Source organism: Methanothermococcus jasoni, from assembly GCF_049075655.1.
Taxonomy (GTDB): Archaea; AGJL01; Methanococci; order Methanococcales; family Methanococcaceae; genus Methanofervidicoccus.
In genome coordinates this window covers 922,915-937,423 of record NZ_CP157522.1, presented here as the reverse complement: position 1 = coordinate 937,423, position 14,509 = coordinate 922,915, and the positions used below count along the sequence as shown (strand labels likewise).

Genomic DNA, 14,509 nt, shown 5'->3' with positions numbered 1-14,509 from the left:
TATAAATAACATCATCATAACATATAATTTTAAATAATTTTATTTTATTTAAAAATAGTTAAGAAAAAAGTTAATGATATAAAAAGAAAAAAGAGGATAAAATGTTTGACACAAAGAAAATTTTAAAGATGGCTAACAAGGATTTTGAAAAGGCATGGAGAGAAACAAAGGAGCTCATACCGAATAAGCATATCGACAAAAAATACCCTAGAATAAAACCAGAGTTTGGAAAATCTCACCCTGTAATTGACACAATAGAACAGTTAAGGCAGGCATATTTAAGAATGGGATTTGAGGAGTATATAAACCCCGTAATAGTGGATGAGAGAGATGTTTATAAACAGTTTGGACCTGAGGCAATGGCGGTGTTGGATAGGTGCTTCTATTTAGCAGGGCTTCCAAGACCAGATGTGGGCTTAGGAAATGAGAAAATCGAAAAAATTGAGAAACTTGGAATAAAAATAAAAGACAGCGAGGAAAAAAAGGAAAATTTAAGAAAAATCCTTCACCAGTATAAAAAGGGAACCCTTGATGGTGATGATTTAGTATTTGAAATAGGGAACGCACTAAATACCTCCAATGAAATGGGATTAAAAATATTGGAAGAAGTATTCCCTGAATTTAAGGAGCTCACCCCAGAAGCATTAACTCTCACCCTAAGAAGCCACATGACATCTGGATGGTTCATAACATTATCGGAGCTCATAAATAAAAAACCTTTACCGTTTAAGTTGTTTTCAATAGATAGATGTTTCAGAAGGGAGCAGAAAGAGGATAAAAGTCATTTAATGACATATCACTCTGCATCCTGCGTAATAGTAGGTGAAGACGTCACTATTGATGATGGAAAGGTTGTTGCAGAAGGGCTTTTATCCCAGTTTGGATTTACAAAATTCCAATTTAGACCTGATGAGAAAAAAAGCAAATACTACACACCAGAAACACAGACAGAAGTTTATGCATACCATCCTAAATTAAAGGAATGGCTTGAAGTTGCAACATTTGGAGTATATTCTCCTATTGCACTGAGTAAATACAATATCGATGTTCCGGTGATGAATTTAGGACTTGGTGTTGAAAGACTTGCAATGATTACCCATAACTACGACGATGTAAGGAAAATGGTTTATCCTCAGTTCTATGAGAATATTTTAAGCGATAGGGATATAGCCCATATGGTTAAAGTTGATAAAGTCCCAATTACAGATGAATTGTATAATTTAACATACGATTTAATAGATACCTGCATAAAAAATAAGGATAAGAGCTCACCATGCGAGGTTAAAGTTGAAAAGAAAATAAAATTCTACAACGCAGAAAAAACCATAAAGATAACATTATTTGAAAAAGAAGAAGGTAAAAAACTCCTTGGTCCTTCAATATTAAATGAAATCTATGTATTTGATGGAAATATACTGGGCGTTCCAGAATCATTTGAGGGTGTTAAAGAGGAATATATAAAACTTCTCAAAGATGCAAAAGAACACGGTGTTCCTACAAATATAAAATATATTGACTCATTATGCTTTAAAATAACCTCAAAGATAGAAGAGGCACTTATTTCAAACACCAAGGAGTTGAAAATAAGAATCCCAATTGTAAGAAGTTTAAGCGATGTAAATTTAAAAATAGATGAATTGGCTTTAAAACAGATAATGGGAAATAATAAAGTAATAGATATAAGAGGTCCAGTATTTTTAAATGCCAAGGTTGAGATAAAATAATAATATTAAACTATATCAACCTATATATTATCCTATTCTCTTTTATTTAGTTTTATTTTTAATAACTTAATTTTATTTTATGTTTAATTTTCTGCCAATACTCATACACCATCCTATTAAAAATCCTAAAAAAATAAAATAAAATTAACCTTGGGAGCTCCTAAAAAAATATAAATTTATAACTCTGAAACTCCCAATATTCTTATTTTTGCACTTCCGTCCAAAAGAACTGCCTTATCTCCTGATTCATAAACTGCTGGTTTGATTAATTTTAATTTAATTGTATCCCCTTCTTTTTCCATTACCTTACAGCTTATGGTTTGCAATCCAATTGCTATTTGATAACCCTCACCAACGCTGAGCTCCTTTTTAGAGTATGGATTCCATTTCATATTAAGTGTAATTTCATCGGATACTTTTAAATCACCATCTGATAAAATCATGCCTCTTTCCAATTCTTCGGATTTTACTCCCTTCAATGCAAGCCCAACTCTTGAAAATGTTGGAGCTTCGTCGTAGTTTTTATCATTTACCTGTATGCTTCTTACCATTGCTTTGTTTTCCGTTGGATAAACTCTTAAATTATCGTGGATTTTTACCGTTCCCTTTTTTACTCTTCCCAATATAACAGTCCCGACACTCCTTACTGTGAAAAAGTGGTCTATCGGTATCTTTACAAAGCTATTATCTGGTTCTCCCGCCATTTCCTGCGGAAGTGCCACCATATCTTCCCTTATTCTGATATAATCCTTTTCCCTAATTTCAAAATTTTTCATTGAAGTGTTTGAGATTATCGCCTTCAACTGCTCGACATCCACATACTCACCAACAACAAAAGAGCCTTTTTCTACGCCCATCATATCCAATGCAAGTAGTGTCTCTGCGAGTTCTGGCTTAATCTCATCAACGAACACCAAGGCATAATCCATCATATTTATAGCATATATTAATGGTGTGATTTTCTCAGGGTATTTGGTGGGTTCTACAAAGAATACTGCATCATCTCCCTGTTTGTAATTATACAATGTAATGTCTGTTGAAGTCCCTTTTTTTCCCAAGTTCTTTCCTGCATCTTTAAAATCACCAAATAATCCAATTCCTATGTTTTTCACAGTTTCACCGTTTATTATTTTATTTATTTTATTATACTATGTAATATATTGTTTATATTTTATTTCAATTTTTTATTATTTCATCTTTAATCTTTTCCATAATCTCCGATTTTTTTCCCTTAAATTCTTTTAATTTGTCTTTACCTATTAATATTACTTCGTTGTAGTCATCTCCAAAATAATGTTTAGATAAGTCATTTGCCACAATAAAATTTAAATTATATTCTTTTAATTTTTTTGTAGCAATATCCACCAACTCCTCTTTTTCCAGTCCATACTCTGCTTTAAATCCAACTATAATTTTATCTGGAAATGCCTTTCTGAGCTCAGCCAATACTTTTGGATTTCTTTTTAATTTTATTACAACATCCCTATCTGATTTAATTTTTCCTTCAATCTGTTCTTCTGGTGTAAAGTCAGATATTGCGGCGCAGGATATAATTATGTCTGCATCCTTTCCAAGTTCAAGTGCCTTATTTAGCATTTCCTTTGCTGTAAGGACTTTGTGAGATTTTACATAATATGGCGGTTCTTTTCCAAGAGCATGGATTACCTCCACATCAAATCCATCTCTACAAAATGCCTCTGCAAGTAAATATCCCGTTTTTCCAGAAGATAAATTGCTTATCACTCTAACTTTATCTATAAATTCAGCAGTTCCGCCGGATAGTATTAAAACCTTTTTGCTTTTGTTTTTATTGTTGTTATTATTATTTTTCCAGCTTAATTTTTCAATCACATCCAATACAACATCTTCAATGGACGGAACTTTTGCCTTTTCCTCTTCCATCTTTGGAGATACGATGTATATATTTTTTTTATTTTCTAGATTGGTTAAGTGATTGTCTATTGTGTCAAGCATATTCTGGTGCATTGCTGGAACGATAAATATGGGTTTCTTTTCAAAAAACATTGTGGCGGTTGTATTTACAATATTATCTGCAATATTTAGGGATATTTTACTTATTATATTTGCAGTAGCTGGATATATTACCATAGCATCGCATATATCGTATAGCATCACATGCTCTATACTTCCCGTGATGTCGTAGCATACCTTATTTCCACAGCCGAATTCCAATGAATATTCTCCAATAATCTTTTTAGTCTCTTCCGTGGCTATGCAATATACTTCTGCACCGTGTCGTATGAGCTCCCTCATTAACTTGGGAGTTTCTATTGCGGCTATTGATGAAGATACTACAACCAATATTTTTTTTCCATCGAGTAATTTTGATTTTAAACCTTTTAATTTCTTTGTTGGGTGCATATAATCACTTTAATTGCTTTTTATTATTTTTAATTTTTTATTATTAAATAATTATTATAAAATCTATAATCATTATAAATATGTAGATACTATAATAAATTATTGTTAATACTTTGTTAATAAACATGTGGTGAAAATATGGAGGGTATAAAAATAGCTATTGTGGGGTGCGGTCCTGCTGGAAAATCCTGTGCTGTTGAATTGGCAAAAAAAGGCTTTGACGTCGATGTTTATGAAAAAAATAAAATCGGGGGAACCTGCCTAAATTATGGTTGCACATACATAACGGGATTACGAGAAATGGCAGATATAATAAATAATTTGAATTTGATAAAAAATAATAAAAATGACAATAATAAAAAAATAGTTTTAGAAGATATTATTTCATTTAAAGAACTTCAAAAAAAGATTTCAGATATTCAAAATAAAATAAGAATAAAACTTGAAAGTGAAGTAAAGGAGCTCGGTATAAATATACACTATAAGGAATTTAAAGATGAATATACAAACAACTATGATTATGTAGTTTATACCAATGGAAAGATATATACCTCAGAATACAACGGGATAAAATGTTTGGGTTATTACGATATTGTAAATTTGGAGGAGCTCCCTGAAAAGATACTTATAATCGGTGGAGGAACAGTTGCCGCAGAGTATGCATCGATATTTTCAAACTTTGGAAGTGAAGTTGTTGTATATGTTCGTTCTAAATTCTTAAAGATGATTGAAGACGACGACATCAGACAGTATATTTATAAATTTATTGATTTCAGAATTACAAATGACAATAACGAATTAAACAGACTATTAAATAATGATGATTATACAAAAATACTTGCAGTTGGTGGAAAACCGAGATTCGAAACAGATGAATATATGAGAGTAATTAACACAGAAGAAAATAAAACCAATAAAATAGAAAAAAATATTTATGCCTGTGGAGATTGTGTTGTTGGAAAAGGCGGAATCACTCCAATTGCAAGAATGGAAGGTAGGGTTGTAGCTGAAAATATATACAATGAATTAAACAATAAACCACTTATAAAACCAAAATACGACTTTATACCTCGCACCATAAGAATGGATTTAAATATCTCCTATGTTGGAAAACAGACAGATAATTATAAAATAATTCCAAACAGTGTTGGGAAAGGAGATTTTTTCAGAGTTTCAAACCATATTGGGATAAATAAAATATATTATGAAAGTAATAAAGTAGTTGGTGCTATATCCATGTCTCCATCAATGGAGATAATACCATATTTTGCACAATATTTAAAGGGAATTGATGTTTATAGGGATTTTGTAGAAATACACCCTTCAACAGACCCATTTTATAAGGTGTTTAGATAACATAATAATTTAAATATATATTTATATATAAGTATTTTAAAATTATACAAAAAGGAGAAATATGATAAACTTTGAAATATTCAAAACCATCGGGTTTAAACTTGTTAATGAATATGGAATATTGGGCATATTTTTAATAGGATTTTCAGAACCAATATTTCAACCATTGCCAACAGAAATATTCATGATAGCAGGAATAGCACTCGGTCTTGACTGGAAATATGTGCTACTTGCCGGTGCATTTGGCACTATTGCTGGGTCTATAATTACCTATTATTTGGCATCCAAATATGGAGAAAAATTGGCACTAAAATTATTTAGTGAAGAAGATTATAGAAAGGGAGAAAATTTTTTTAAAAAATATGGAGTTATAGGGTTTATAGTTATAAGCTTTACACCATTGCCATTTGAAATCATGTGTTGGGTCTGCGGTGCTTTTGAAATGCCATTTAAAAGATACATATTTGCAGTATTTTTAAGTAGGATAATAAAACACGGTTTAATTATATTACCCTTTGCGTTATGGGGCTCTACAAATATGTCCGATATTTTTAAATATATTCTAAGCTATATACATTTATAGAATTATCATTAATAATAATTATAATACTCATATTATCTTATTTTGGTGATTATATCATGTGTTTGGCAATACCTTGCAAAGTTATAGAAATATATGAAGAAGATGGAGAAAAATATGCTATAGCAGAATATAAAGGGGTTAAACAAAAGGCAAAACTTGCACTTCTTGAAAATGTGAATATAGGGGATTATATACTTATACATACTGGATATGCCTTAGAGGTTATGAGTGAAGAAGATGCAAAAATAAGTCTAGATACTTGGGAAGAATTATTTGATGCCCTAGATGAAATGGAAGGGGTTAAAACAGAGGAAAAAGAATAATATTATTAGTATGATAGGTATTGTATGCTTACATTAAAATAATTGAAAAATATTATTATAAAATTGATAAAATAATAAAATTAATCTTAATCTTCTTTAACTTTTACTGCACCTGCTGGGCATACATCCTCACATACCATGCAAAAAGTGCATTCATCTTCCCTAGCTACTACAACTTTATTATCTTGAATTTCAAATACTTCCATTGGACATGCATTTACGCATTCTGCACATTCTGGACCTTCGCATTTATTATAATCAATTACTACGCTCATAAGATTCACCTCTTAATATTAAATTAAGTTAGGAAATATATTTCCTATATAATATATACAGTATTTATATTTTTTTGTTTTCTTATTCCACTAAAATCTATTTACATTTGGATTATTCAATATCCTTTCAATATCCCACAACTCATTTAAAACATTTGAATTGATATTGCTCCTTAAAAATGGCACCCTTAGTCCTACTGCAATATGTGAAAATGAAGTATTATTGCTCATAATTATAGGGGTCAGTCCTTTGTCCAATATATAATTTATATAGTGGTACATTTCAGTTAATGTCCCCATTGTATATGGCTCTATTTTAGAAAAATCGGCTGCTTCATCAATGCCATCTATGGCAAGTGTGCCATCAAATTCCACGATTTCAGGGCTTTCTAAATAGTCTAAACTAGAAATTCTTTCATAAATATCTTGATTTTCGGCATATTCATACTCATATATTGAAGCTCCTACAAGTATTTTAACATCCTCTTCTTCCGCTATATCATTTAATATAAATTTGAAATTATCTAATTCATCAAAAATATTGTTGCATACACACTTCCCATAAATATTTACTGTATCGTATTTGGAAGAGAGCTCCGATAGTATTTTTTCATAGCAGGTTATCATTTCATCAATGGATTCAGCCATAGGTATGGCTATTAATTCGTTGCTATTATCCGTTAAAAGAGAACAGCCTACAACAGGCAATTCCGTAGATAAAGAACCTCCAACATATCTAAACAAAGGCATGCCGATACTATTTGCCGCAGCTCTTGATATGCTTATGGAAACTCCCATGGTGATATTTGGATTATCAACGGATGTGCCACATATAATTGAATCCATAAAATCTTGGTCAGATGCAGGATACCCTACGAGCTCAGGTGCGATTATGTTTTCTATATCTGAAACAACATAATCAGGATTTTCTACATCTATAATATCATAACCTATTCCAGTCCTTGTTAATGTTGTTATTTTTACACTTATTTTTGAATTTTTAAAAACTTTTTTTGCAGTAATTCTTTCAATAGTGGTCTCATCTTCCACAAAAATCCCCTACATATTTTAAGAAGAAAATATTTTATAATCATGAATTAAATGCGGTGGAAATCTTTAATTGTTTTGTTAGCTTTAACTTTTAATGGAATTTTTCCCTTTTCAAATTCTTCCATAGCAATGTCCAATGAGGATTGTTTTTCTGCATCTATGGTCAAAAAAGCCCCATTAGAAATCTGCAAAGACCTTGCACCAATTAGTCTCGCCTTTTCAAATTTTGTGCATTTCATCAGAATCACGCTTTTTTATTTTTTACGTTATATTATTTTTTACTATAATAATATCTAATAAATTAAATATGTGTAATAAATAAATGATGAGTAAATAAATGGTGGGACTGCTTAGATTCAAACGCATCCTTTAAAAAAGGATGCTACCCAAAGTCCAAGTCCCACTTCGTGGAACTTGGAACCTATGTATTTTGAAATATAATAAATAATTAGAAATAAATGGTGGGACTGCCGAGATTTGAACTCGGGTTGCACGCCCCCCAGACGCACAGGATGGACCAGGCTACCCCACAGTCCCAATAAGTAAATATGATATATTTAAATTAATATTCCATAATATCATCGAACAATTCCCTGCCGTCTTTATCTACCCTGTGGGATATAAACATCCTTCTACAACAGTATTTTTTAATTCCCAAATCATCCAATATTTCGTCAGGTTTTTCCCCATCTTTTAATCGTGAAATATACTCATCATATACTTCTGATATTACATTACCACATGAAAAACATCTAATTGGAAACATTACCATAATATATCACCAAATGGGTATGAAATAACAATACTCTCAAAATCTCTCATTTTTCTATTTAATGCGATACTCAAAATAGATAATAATAAAAAAATTATAAATTTATCTGTATGATTTCTGTCTCTTAGCTCTTGGACCTTTTGTGGATTTACTTGGTTTGTGTGGCTCTGTTCTTCTTGCATCGCTAACAAGAATGGTTCTGTCATATTCTAAATATCTCTCTTTTATCTCCATGCTTCCAGTATATTCCACAATTGCTTTACCTAAGGCAGTTCTTGCTGCATCCATTTGACCAGCAATACCTCCACCTTTAACTGTAATATCAATGTCTATACCATTAATAGCATCTCCCGCTAATATTACAGGCTCCATCAATTTTGCATTAATGTATTTTGGTTCAATTATTTCTATTGGTTTTTTGTTTATTCTGATTCTGCCTTTACCTTCCTTTGCAGTGGCTCTTGCAATAGCGGTTTTTCTCTTACCTACTGTATGAATTACTTTCACCTAATCACCTCAATTAGAATTTAGCTCCCAAGTATTTACTAAGTTCTCCAATTGTTACATATTTATTTGTATTTGGCATTTCATTTAATACTACATCAACATTTACATCTTCCGGAGCTCCTACCATAACCTTAATTCTTTTAAAAGCATCTCTTCCTTTTGGCTTTTTGTATGGAACCATTCCCCTTATAATTCTTCTTACGATGTCATCAGGTCTTCTTGGATATTTTGGACCCATTCTTCTAGGATTTGTAATACTTTTTCTATTTCTTTTTTGAGTGTATTTCTCAAATATATATTCTTTGTTTCCTGTCATTATTGCCTTTTCAGCATTTACGATAACAACTTCTTCCCCTGATAACGCGAGCTTTGCCGCATAAGATGCCAATCTTCCAACAACTGCATTTTCTGCATCTATAACAACCATAATTTCACCTAATTTGGTTTTTCGTGTTTAATATAATGTAATTATTTAAGCCATTATTTTTACCAATGAACCTTTTGGATTTTCCTTAATTAACTCTTCAATAGTTAAACATTTTCCGCCAGCTTCTTCAATTGCTTTCTTAGCACTTTCTGAGAATGAAAATGCCGCAACAGTTACTTTGTGTCCTAATTTTCCAGCTCCAAGAACTTTACCTGGAACAATTACAACATAATCATCTTTTGTATATCTGTTTATCTTGCTTATATTAACTTCTGCTCTTCTTCTAGCAGGTTTTGATAATCTTTTAGCTATGTCTTTCCAAATTTTTGCATCGTTTTTGTAGGATTCTACTTTAAGATTTTGAACCAATTCAACGATTTTTGGATTGGTAGCCATCAATTTTCTCATGATTTCACCATTATTATTCTATATTATACTATATTACTCTACATCATTTATTTCAAAACTTTCCAGCTCATCTAGGAATTTTTCAGCCTTGTTTTTTAATACTTCCACTGATGATATTAAGAGGTCCTCAGAATCCATATTCCCATAAGATTCTACTAAAAACTCCACTTCATCCTTATCTATTTGTTTATAAATGGCATTGCATGGTTGCCATTTTGCATGGGTTTTTCCTACGCCCACCAGAGCTTCACATTCTAGTTCCAATTTTTGCCCTTCTTTTAATTTAACAATTGGTATGCGTTTAAATACCACTTCCCCTGCTTCTGATTCCAAATCGCCAGAATAAACCACACAAGGACCTTCTTTAATAAGTGCAAATGTAATTACTTCATCACTACTAACTGGTTTTCCCCTTATAGGTATCAATCCTAGCCTGTGTGCAATCAATTCATCATACATTGAGGATGTGTTTTCATAAAAATACACATTTTCAATGGCATAAGTTGGAATCTCTGAAATCATTATCCTCCTCAATGCACTGGAAAAAGATAATGGGGCTTTTAGGTTAAATTTAAGCGTTTCCCCAATATTTGTTTTTTCTTTTTGAATGTTATTTATCAAAGATACCACCAACAGTTTCATTATCCTGAAAGTGATGGATTTATAATCCAAAGGATTATTATACCCTCACCAACCGCAGGAAATGTAATAAATTATCTGTTTCTTTTCTTTGGGGTTGTCCCATCATGTGGAATTGGTGTTGCATCTTCTATTCTTCCAATCCTAATCCCTGCTCTTGCCAATGCCCTAATGGCTGCCTGAGCTCCTGGACCTGGGTTCTTTGATTTGTTTCCACCCGGAGCTCTTACCTTTACATGAACTTTTTCTATTCCTTTTTCTCTTATCATGTCTGCTATTTTAAATGCACCCTGCATCGCAGCATAAGGGGATGACTCATCTTTCTGGTTTTTTACAATCATACCACCAGAAATTTTTGCAATTGTTTCTGCTCCTGTAATATCTGTAACATGTATAATTGTGTTGTTGTATGACGCATAAATATGGATTACGCCCCATTTCTCACTCATTAAATCACCTTATTTTTATTTTTATTGATTTTTTAATTAAATTAGCTATTATCCTCACTTACCACTTTTGTTCTTTCAGGATGATTTTCAGAAGCCAATGGTGATGTTGGTGTGTATGATATTAAATCTTCCTCAGCCACTGGAACCAAATAACTTGGTGCAGTTATTCTTCTTCCATTTACTGCAATATGGCCATGAACTATAAATTGTCTAGCTTGTTTTGGTGTTTTTGCAAGTCCTTTTTTAAATACCAATGTTTGTAATCTTCTGTCGAGGATACTTTCAACATTTAATGAGAGAACATCATCCAATGTAGCATCTTCCTTAACTAAAATACCGTATCTTTTCAAAACGCCAAATAACTGAACAGCTTCTCTTGCACCTTGTTTGGTTGTGTCGCTTATCAATTTTCTTGCCTGTCTTCTGAATGTTCTCAATCTTGTTTCCATTTTCCAAAATTCTTTCTTATTTACCAACCCATATTTTATTGCTAATTCTCTTTCTCTTTTAATTCTTTCTCCAATCCATGGATGATTTGGGGTATCGTATTTTTTACTTAATTTTCTTGGGTCACCCATTTTTTCACCTTTTATTTGGTTTTAAAGATTTTTAATCTCCAATTTTTATAACCTTTCTTTTTTATATGGTTAAACGCTAAATGAAAAATCCGAAGGTTTTTATTGCCGGAAGTTTCATTTATTCATAGTAGATAATTATTTCTCATCCTGTTTTGTTTTATAAACAGTCGTTAAATTATCGTTTATTTCCTTTTCTTTTTAACTCCCACTATCGAACCTCTTCTAAATGAACCTCTTGTTCTCTGTCCTCTACATGGCAATCCTAATTCGTGTCTTATTCCTCTATAACATCTAATCTTTTTCATGGTGGTTATGTCTTCTTGAACTGTGAGCACTAAGTCCGTTTCAATCAAGTGTTTATCTTCACCTGTGTAGGTATCTTTTTTCCTGTTGAACATCCATGATGGAATTCCGTGTTTCGCAGGGTCATTTAAAACTTCCTCTATTTTTTGAACATCTTCATCTGATAAATAACCTGCCTGTTGTTTTCCATCCAATTTGGTGATTCTCAATATTGCCTTAGCCATTGCCCTACCGATCCCTTTTATATCCTGTAAGGCATATTCTAATGGAAATTCACCAGTAATATCTGTTTTTGATATTCTAATTCTGTGTTTGAATTCTGTTTGAGTCAATGTCTGCACCTCCGAGAGATAATCGTGTTTTATAGCACTGCTAAGGTCATTAGCGTATATGCTTATTTACTATCAGCAATAATATTAATAAAAAAAATAAAAAGCGCAGAGGGGGGGATTTGAACCCCCGAGGGGCAAAGCCCCATGGGATTTCCAGTCCCACGCCTTTCCGAGCTAGACTACCTCTGCAAACAAATTGTTAAATCAGTTATAATAACTACTCATATATATACTTTTAGATATATATTTAGAAATATCAACAATATATTTCGTGTTTATCCAGCATATTATTACTATCAATCTTTCGTGTTTAATACTTACTATCAATATAAACTATAATTTAGTATATATAGGTTTCGATTTTATTGAGGTTGTCGAATAATTGAATTTGTAATTTTATTCAGTATCATATGTTAATACTAATACTCTCATTAGTGTTAATACGTTATGCACTATCGCAGTAGCAATAGTGCTTTTACATCTCTGCTATCCGCCAACCTGTCATCTAATTTTAACCTGTTTTTAGTCTCCAGCCCTCCAAATATGGATTCTACTATCCCCCGAAGGCGATACCAATCCTTGTTAAACATGCTCTTAATGGTTTTTCTAACTTTGCTAATATGATACTTCCACTTGAATTCTTTTGTTTTAACTATTGGAGTGATATTGTGTTGTAGTAAATATTCAAACAATTCACAGCAATCATATCCTCCATCAGCCAGTAGATATTCATTATCTAAAAAATCAATCTGTTTAACCATTTCCAATAGGTTGGCACTATCGGAACTATAACCTCCGCCCCAACGGGCGGAGATTATTGGAATATATCCTTGTTCTGGATAGTATGATGCTAGAACATGCAATTTATCATGCACCAATCGTTTAGTACGTTTCCCTCCGTGAATGCACTCATAGTATAACCTATTTATGGAAACTCCTGTTGAGTCTGCCATATATAGTTTGTTGGAGGGCTGAGTTAGTAGATTATCTATAATCGTATATGTAAAAGTGAGTAAATTGGATAGAAACTCATTATCCATCCGTTTAAATGCTTTACCGTATGTGGAATGGTCAATATGTTTGTTATGTAATGTATTTGAGAGTGTCTCTAAATCCCTTAAACTTAGTTTGTAGATATGTTTTAATATTAGAACTACCACATATTCATTATAGGGTAGGGCAGATACCCTACCAACCTTTCGTCCTTCGGTAGAAGGACGATTCAGCATGTTTGTAATGGATAAAATCAACGTATAAGTAGTTCTTAGGTCGTATTTCTTATATCTAAGGTCGTATATTCTCCAGTATCCTTTTGTCTTAGGATTGGTCTTTTTCTTTTCTATTTTCTTTTTTATATTCCCCTTCATAACATGTATTATATGTTATTGATAATTTAATATTTTTCGACAACCTCGATTTTATTATCATTGTTATCCTTTATTATTCGATTATTATCATTCTTATTATATGATATTTATATATTTTAAAGATTGATTTTAAATATTGATAAAAAATATCAAAGTGAAAATATGAAAATAGGAATAATATCGGAAGAAAAAGATTGGATCACTTGTGAATTAGAAAGGGTCATGAAGAAGAAAGGCATAACTCCAGTTTATATTAAACCATCTAAAATTGCTTCTTTTACCGGCATGGATATTAAATTTAAGCATAATAAAGATGATATTTCAGATTTAAAGTGTGCATTTGTTAGAAATCTTGGCGATATGTCCAATTATTATAGGTTTGATGTTCTTAAATATATAGAGCATTACATTCCATTAATAAATCCAACAGCAGGACTTGAAAACGCAGGGAATAAATACAGAACATCTATTTTAATGAACATAAACAATATCCCTCATCCAAAAACAGTAATTACAGAAGATATTGACAAAGCTCTAATGTGGTCAGAAAAGTTTAAAGACTGTGTTTTAAAACCATTATTTGGAAATCAGGGAAAAGGTATTGTCAGGTTAAAAAATAAAACCCTAATTTCTAAGCTAAACATGTTAAATGAATTCAAAAAGAAACATGGTGTATTTTACATTCAGGAATTTATAACCAATCCAAATGATATTTATAGAGATATCAGGGCTTTTGTTATTGGAGATGAAGTTGTATCTGCAATGTATCGAGTTTCCGACAATTGGATAACAAACATCCACCAAAATGGAAAGGCTGAAAAATGCGAAATCACCGATGAAATAAGAGAGCTCGCAATAAAAGCAAAAAATGCAACTGGGCTGATATATGGGGGAGTAGATTTAATGGAAAGTAAAGATGGTTTAAAGGTAATTGAAGTTAACGGAGCTCCTTCATGGGAGGCACTTTCAAGGATTTCTGAGATGGATATAACTGAGAAATTAATAGATTATGTCATAAATAATTTAATCTAAAT

Annotated in this window: 19 protein-coding genes and 2 tRNA genes; 5 read left to right on the top strand and 16 right to left on the bottom strand. The window is 31.8% G+C overall.

Translation table 11 applies throughout. The features are described 5' to 3' along the window. Positions 1-101: 101 nt before the first annotated feature. Positions 102-1,724 (top strand): O-phosphoserine--tRNA ligase, encoded by a 1,623-nt coding sequence (gene sepS, locus Mjas_RS04955; RefSeq protein ID WP_421077093.1) that lies wholly within the window; start codon positions 102-104, stop codon positions 1,722-1,724. 176 nt (positions 1,725-1,900) lie between these two features. Here the strand turns inward: sepS and Mjas_RS04950 are convergent, their stop codons facing one another. Further along, positions 1,901-2,836 carry an EF-Tu/IF-2/RF-3 family GTPase gene (locus Mjas_RS04950; protein ID WP_421077092.1) on the bottom strand — a complete coding sequence of 312 codons (936 nt, stop codon included), beginning with the start codon at positions 2,834-2,836 and terminating at the stop codon, positions 1,901-1,903. Between the two features lie 64 nt (positions 2,837-2,900). Further along, positions 2,901-4,106 (bottom strand): bifunctional phosphopantothenoylcysteine decarboxylase/phosphopantothenate--cysteine ligase CoaBC, encoded by a 1,206-nt coding sequence (coaBC, locus tag Mjas_RS04945; RefSeq protein ID WP_421077091.1) that lies wholly within the window; start codon positions 4,104-4,106, stop codon positions 2,901-2,903. A 138-nt stretch (positions 4,107-4,244) separates the two neighbouring features. Here coaBC and Mjas_RS04940 point away from each other — a divergent pair, with 138 nt between their 5' ends. From Mjas_RS04940 to Mjas_RS04930, 3 genes are all read left to right on the top strand, one after another. Next, positions 4,245-5,462 (top strand): FAD-dependent oxidoreductase, encoded by a 1,218-nt coding sequence (locus Mjas_RS04940; protein ID WP_421077090.1) that lies wholly within the window; start codon positions 4,245-4,247, stop codon positions 5,460-5,462. Positions 5,463-5,523: 61 nt separating this feature from the next. Continuing rightward, positions 5,524-6,045: a YqaA family protein gene (locus Mjas_RS04935; RefSeq protein ID WP_421077089.1), complete on the top strand. Its 522-nt coding sequence runs from the start codon at positions 5,524-5,526 to the stop codon at positions 6,043-6,045. A gap of 56 nt (positions 6,046-6,101) precedes the next feature. Continuing rightward, on the top strand, positions 6,102-6,368 hold the full coding sequence (locus Mjas_RS04930) for a HypC/HybG/HupF family hydrogenase formation chaperone (protein WP_421077088.1): 267 nt from the start codon (positions 6,102-6,104) through the stop codon (positions 6,366-6,368). Between the two features lie 86 nt (positions 6,369-6,454). Here the strand turns inward: Mjas_RS04930 and Mjas_RS04925 are convergent, their stop codons facing one another. The 14 genes from Mjas_RS04925 to Mjas_RS04860 form a co-directional block, all read right to left on the bottom strand. Next, positions 6,455-6,643: a 4Fe-4S dicluster domain-containing protein gene (locus tag Mjas_RS04925; RefSeq protein ID WP_421077087.1), complete on the bottom strand. Its 189-nt coding sequence runs from the start codon at positions 6,641-6,643 to the stop codon at positions 6,455-6,457. Positions 6,644-6,733: 90 nt separating this feature from the next. Next, positions 6,734-7,693, bottom strand: coding sequence for a hypothetical protein (locus Mjas_RS04920; RefSeq protein WP_421077086.1), 960 nt, complete (start codon positions 7,691-7,693; stop codon positions 6,734-6,736). A gap of 47 nt (positions 7,694-7,740) precedes the next feature. Beyond that, positions 7,741-7,932, bottom strand: a complete 192-nt coding sequence (locus tag Mjas_RS04915; RefSeq protein WP_421077085.1) for a DNA-directed RNA polymerase subunit K — start codon at positions 7,930-7,932, stop codon at positions 7,741-7,743. A gap of 220 nt (positions 7,933-8,152) precedes the next feature. After that, a tRNA-Pro gene (locus tag Mjas_RS04910) sits at positions 8,153-8,230 on the bottom strand. Positions 8,231-8,255: 25 nt separating this feature from the next. Continuing rightward, complete coding sequence (locus tag Mjas_RS04905) at positions 8,256-8,465, bottom strand: DNA-directed RNA polymerase subunit N (protein WP_421077084.1); 210 nt, start codon at positions 8,463-8,465, stop codon at positions 8,256-8,258. A 102-nt stretch (positions 8,466-8,567) separates the two neighbouring features. Further along, the gene (locus Mjas_RS04900; protein WP_421077083.1) at positions 8,568-8,972 is read right to left on the bottom strand and encodes a 30S ribosomal protein S9; all 405 of its coding nucleotides are present in this window, start codon (positions 8,970-8,972) and stop codon (positions 8,568-8,570) included. 13 nt (positions 8,973-8,985) lie between these two features. Further along, positions 8,986-9,399 (bottom strand): 50S ribosomal protein L13, encoded by a 414-nt coding sequence (locus Mjas_RS04895; protein WP_421077082.1) that lies wholly within the window; start codon positions 9,397-9,399, stop codon positions 8,986-8,988. Between the two features lie 45 nt (positions 9,400-9,444). Next, positions 9,445-9,807: a 50S ribosomal protein L18e gene (locus Mjas_RS04890; RefSeq protein WP_421077081.1), complete on the bottom strand. Its 363-nt coding sequence runs from the start codon at positions 9,805-9,807 to the stop codon at positions 9,445-9,447. Between the two features lie 33 nt (positions 9,808-9,840). Continuing rightward, positions 9,841-10,428 (bottom strand): DNA-directed RNA polymerase subunit D, encoded by a 588-nt coding sequence (locus Mjas_RS04885; RefSeq protein WP_421077080.1) that lies wholly within the window; start codon positions 10,426-10,428, stop codon positions 9,841-9,843. Positions 10,429-10,520: 92 nt separating this feature from the next. Next, a complete protein-coding gene (locus Mjas_RS04880; protein ID WP_292461112.1) occupies positions 10,521-10,895 on the bottom strand; it encodes a 30S ribosomal protein S11 in 375 nt (124 codons plus the stop codon). Between the two features lie 41 nt (positions 10,896-10,936). Further along, positions 10,937-11,473, bottom strand: coding sequence for a 30S ribosomal protein S4 (locus tag Mjas_RS04875; RefSeq protein ID WP_421077079.1), 537 nt, complete (start codon positions 11,471-11,473; stop codon positions 10,937-10,939). A gap of 182 nt (positions 11,474-11,655) precedes the next feature. Beyond that, positions 11,656-12,108: a 30S ribosomal protein S13 gene (locus tag Mjas_RS04870; RefSeq protein ID WP_421077078.1), complete on the bottom strand. Its 453-nt coding sequence runs from the start codon at positions 12,106-12,108 to the stop codon at positions 11,656-11,658. A gap of 104 nt (positions 12,109-12,212) precedes the next feature. After that, positions 12,213-12,297, bottom strand: a tRNA-Ser gene (locus Mjas_RS04865). A 263-nt stretch (positions 12,298-12,560) separates the two neighbouring features. Continuing rightward, positions 12,561-13,475, bottom strand: coding sequence for a transposase (locus tag Mjas_RS04860; protein ID WP_421077077.1), 915 nt, complete (start codon positions 13,473-13,475; stop codon positions 12,561-12,563). 162 nt (positions 13,476-13,637) lie between these two features. Between Mjas_RS04860 and mptN the strand changes: the two genes are divergently transcribed. After that, on the top strand, positions 13,638-14,507 hold the full coding sequence (mptN, locus tag Mjas_RS04855) for a tetrahydromethanopterin:alpha-L-glutamate ligase (protein ID WP_421077076.1): 870 nt from the start codon (positions 13,638-13,640) through the stop codon (positions 14,505-14,507). The last annotated feature ends 2 nt before the right edge of the window (positions 14,508-14,509 follow it).

Coding starts and splice junctions, on each gene's coding strand:
- sepS (WP_421077093.1), top strand. CDS start 102: ATGTTTGACACAAAGAAAATTTTAAAGATGGCTAACAAGGATTTTGAA.
- coaBC (WP_421077091.1), bottom strand. CDS start 4,106: ATGCACCCAACAAAGAAATTAAAAGGTTTAAAATCAAAATTACTCGAT.
- Mjas_RS04940 (WP_421077090.1), top strand. CDS start 4,245: ATGGAGGGTATAAAAATAGCTATTGTGGGGTGCGGTCCTGCTGGAAAA.
- Mjas_RS04935 (WP_421077089.1), top strand. CDS start 5,524: ATGATAAACTTTGAAATATTCAAAACCATCGGGTTTAAACTTGTTAAT.
- Mjas_RS04930 (WP_421077088.1), top strand. CDS start 6,102: ATGTGTTTGGCAATACCTTGCAAAGTTATAGAAATATATGAAGAAGAT.
- Mjas_RS04925 (WP_421077087.1), bottom strand. CDS start 6,643: ATGAGCGTAGTAATTGATTATAATAAATGCGAAGGTCCAGAATGTGCA.
- Mjas_RS04915 (WP_421077085.1), bottom strand. CDS start 7,932: ATGAAATGCACAAAATTTGAAAAGGCGAGACTAATTGGTGCAAGGTCT.
- Mjas_RS04905 (WP_421077084.1), bottom strand. CDS start 8,465: ATGGTAATGTTTCCAATTAGATGTTTTTCATGTGGTAATGTAATATCA.
- Mjas_RS04895 (WP_421077082.1), bottom strand. CDS start 9,399: ATGGTTGTTATAGATGCAGAAAATGCAGTTGTTGGAAGATTGGCATCT.
- Mjas_RS04890 (WP_421077081.1), bottom strand. CDS start 9,807: ATGAGAAAATTGATGGCTACCAATCCAAAAATCGTTGAATTGGTTCAA.
- Mjas_RS04880 (WP_292461112.1), bottom strand. CDS start 10,895: ATGAGTGAGAAATGGGGCGTAATCCATATTTATGCGTCATACAACAAC.
- Mjas_RS04875 (WP_421077079.1), bottom strand. CDS start 11,473: ATGGGTGACCCAAGAAAATTAAGTAAAAAATACGATACCCCAAATCAT.
- Mjas_RS04860 (WP_421077077.1), bottom strand. CDS start 13,475: ATGAAGGGGAATATAAAAAAGAAAATAGAAAAGAAAAAGACCAATCCT.
- mptN (WP_421077076.1), top strand. CDS start 13,638: ATGAAAATAGGAATAATATCGGAAGAAAAAGATTGGATCACTTGTGAA.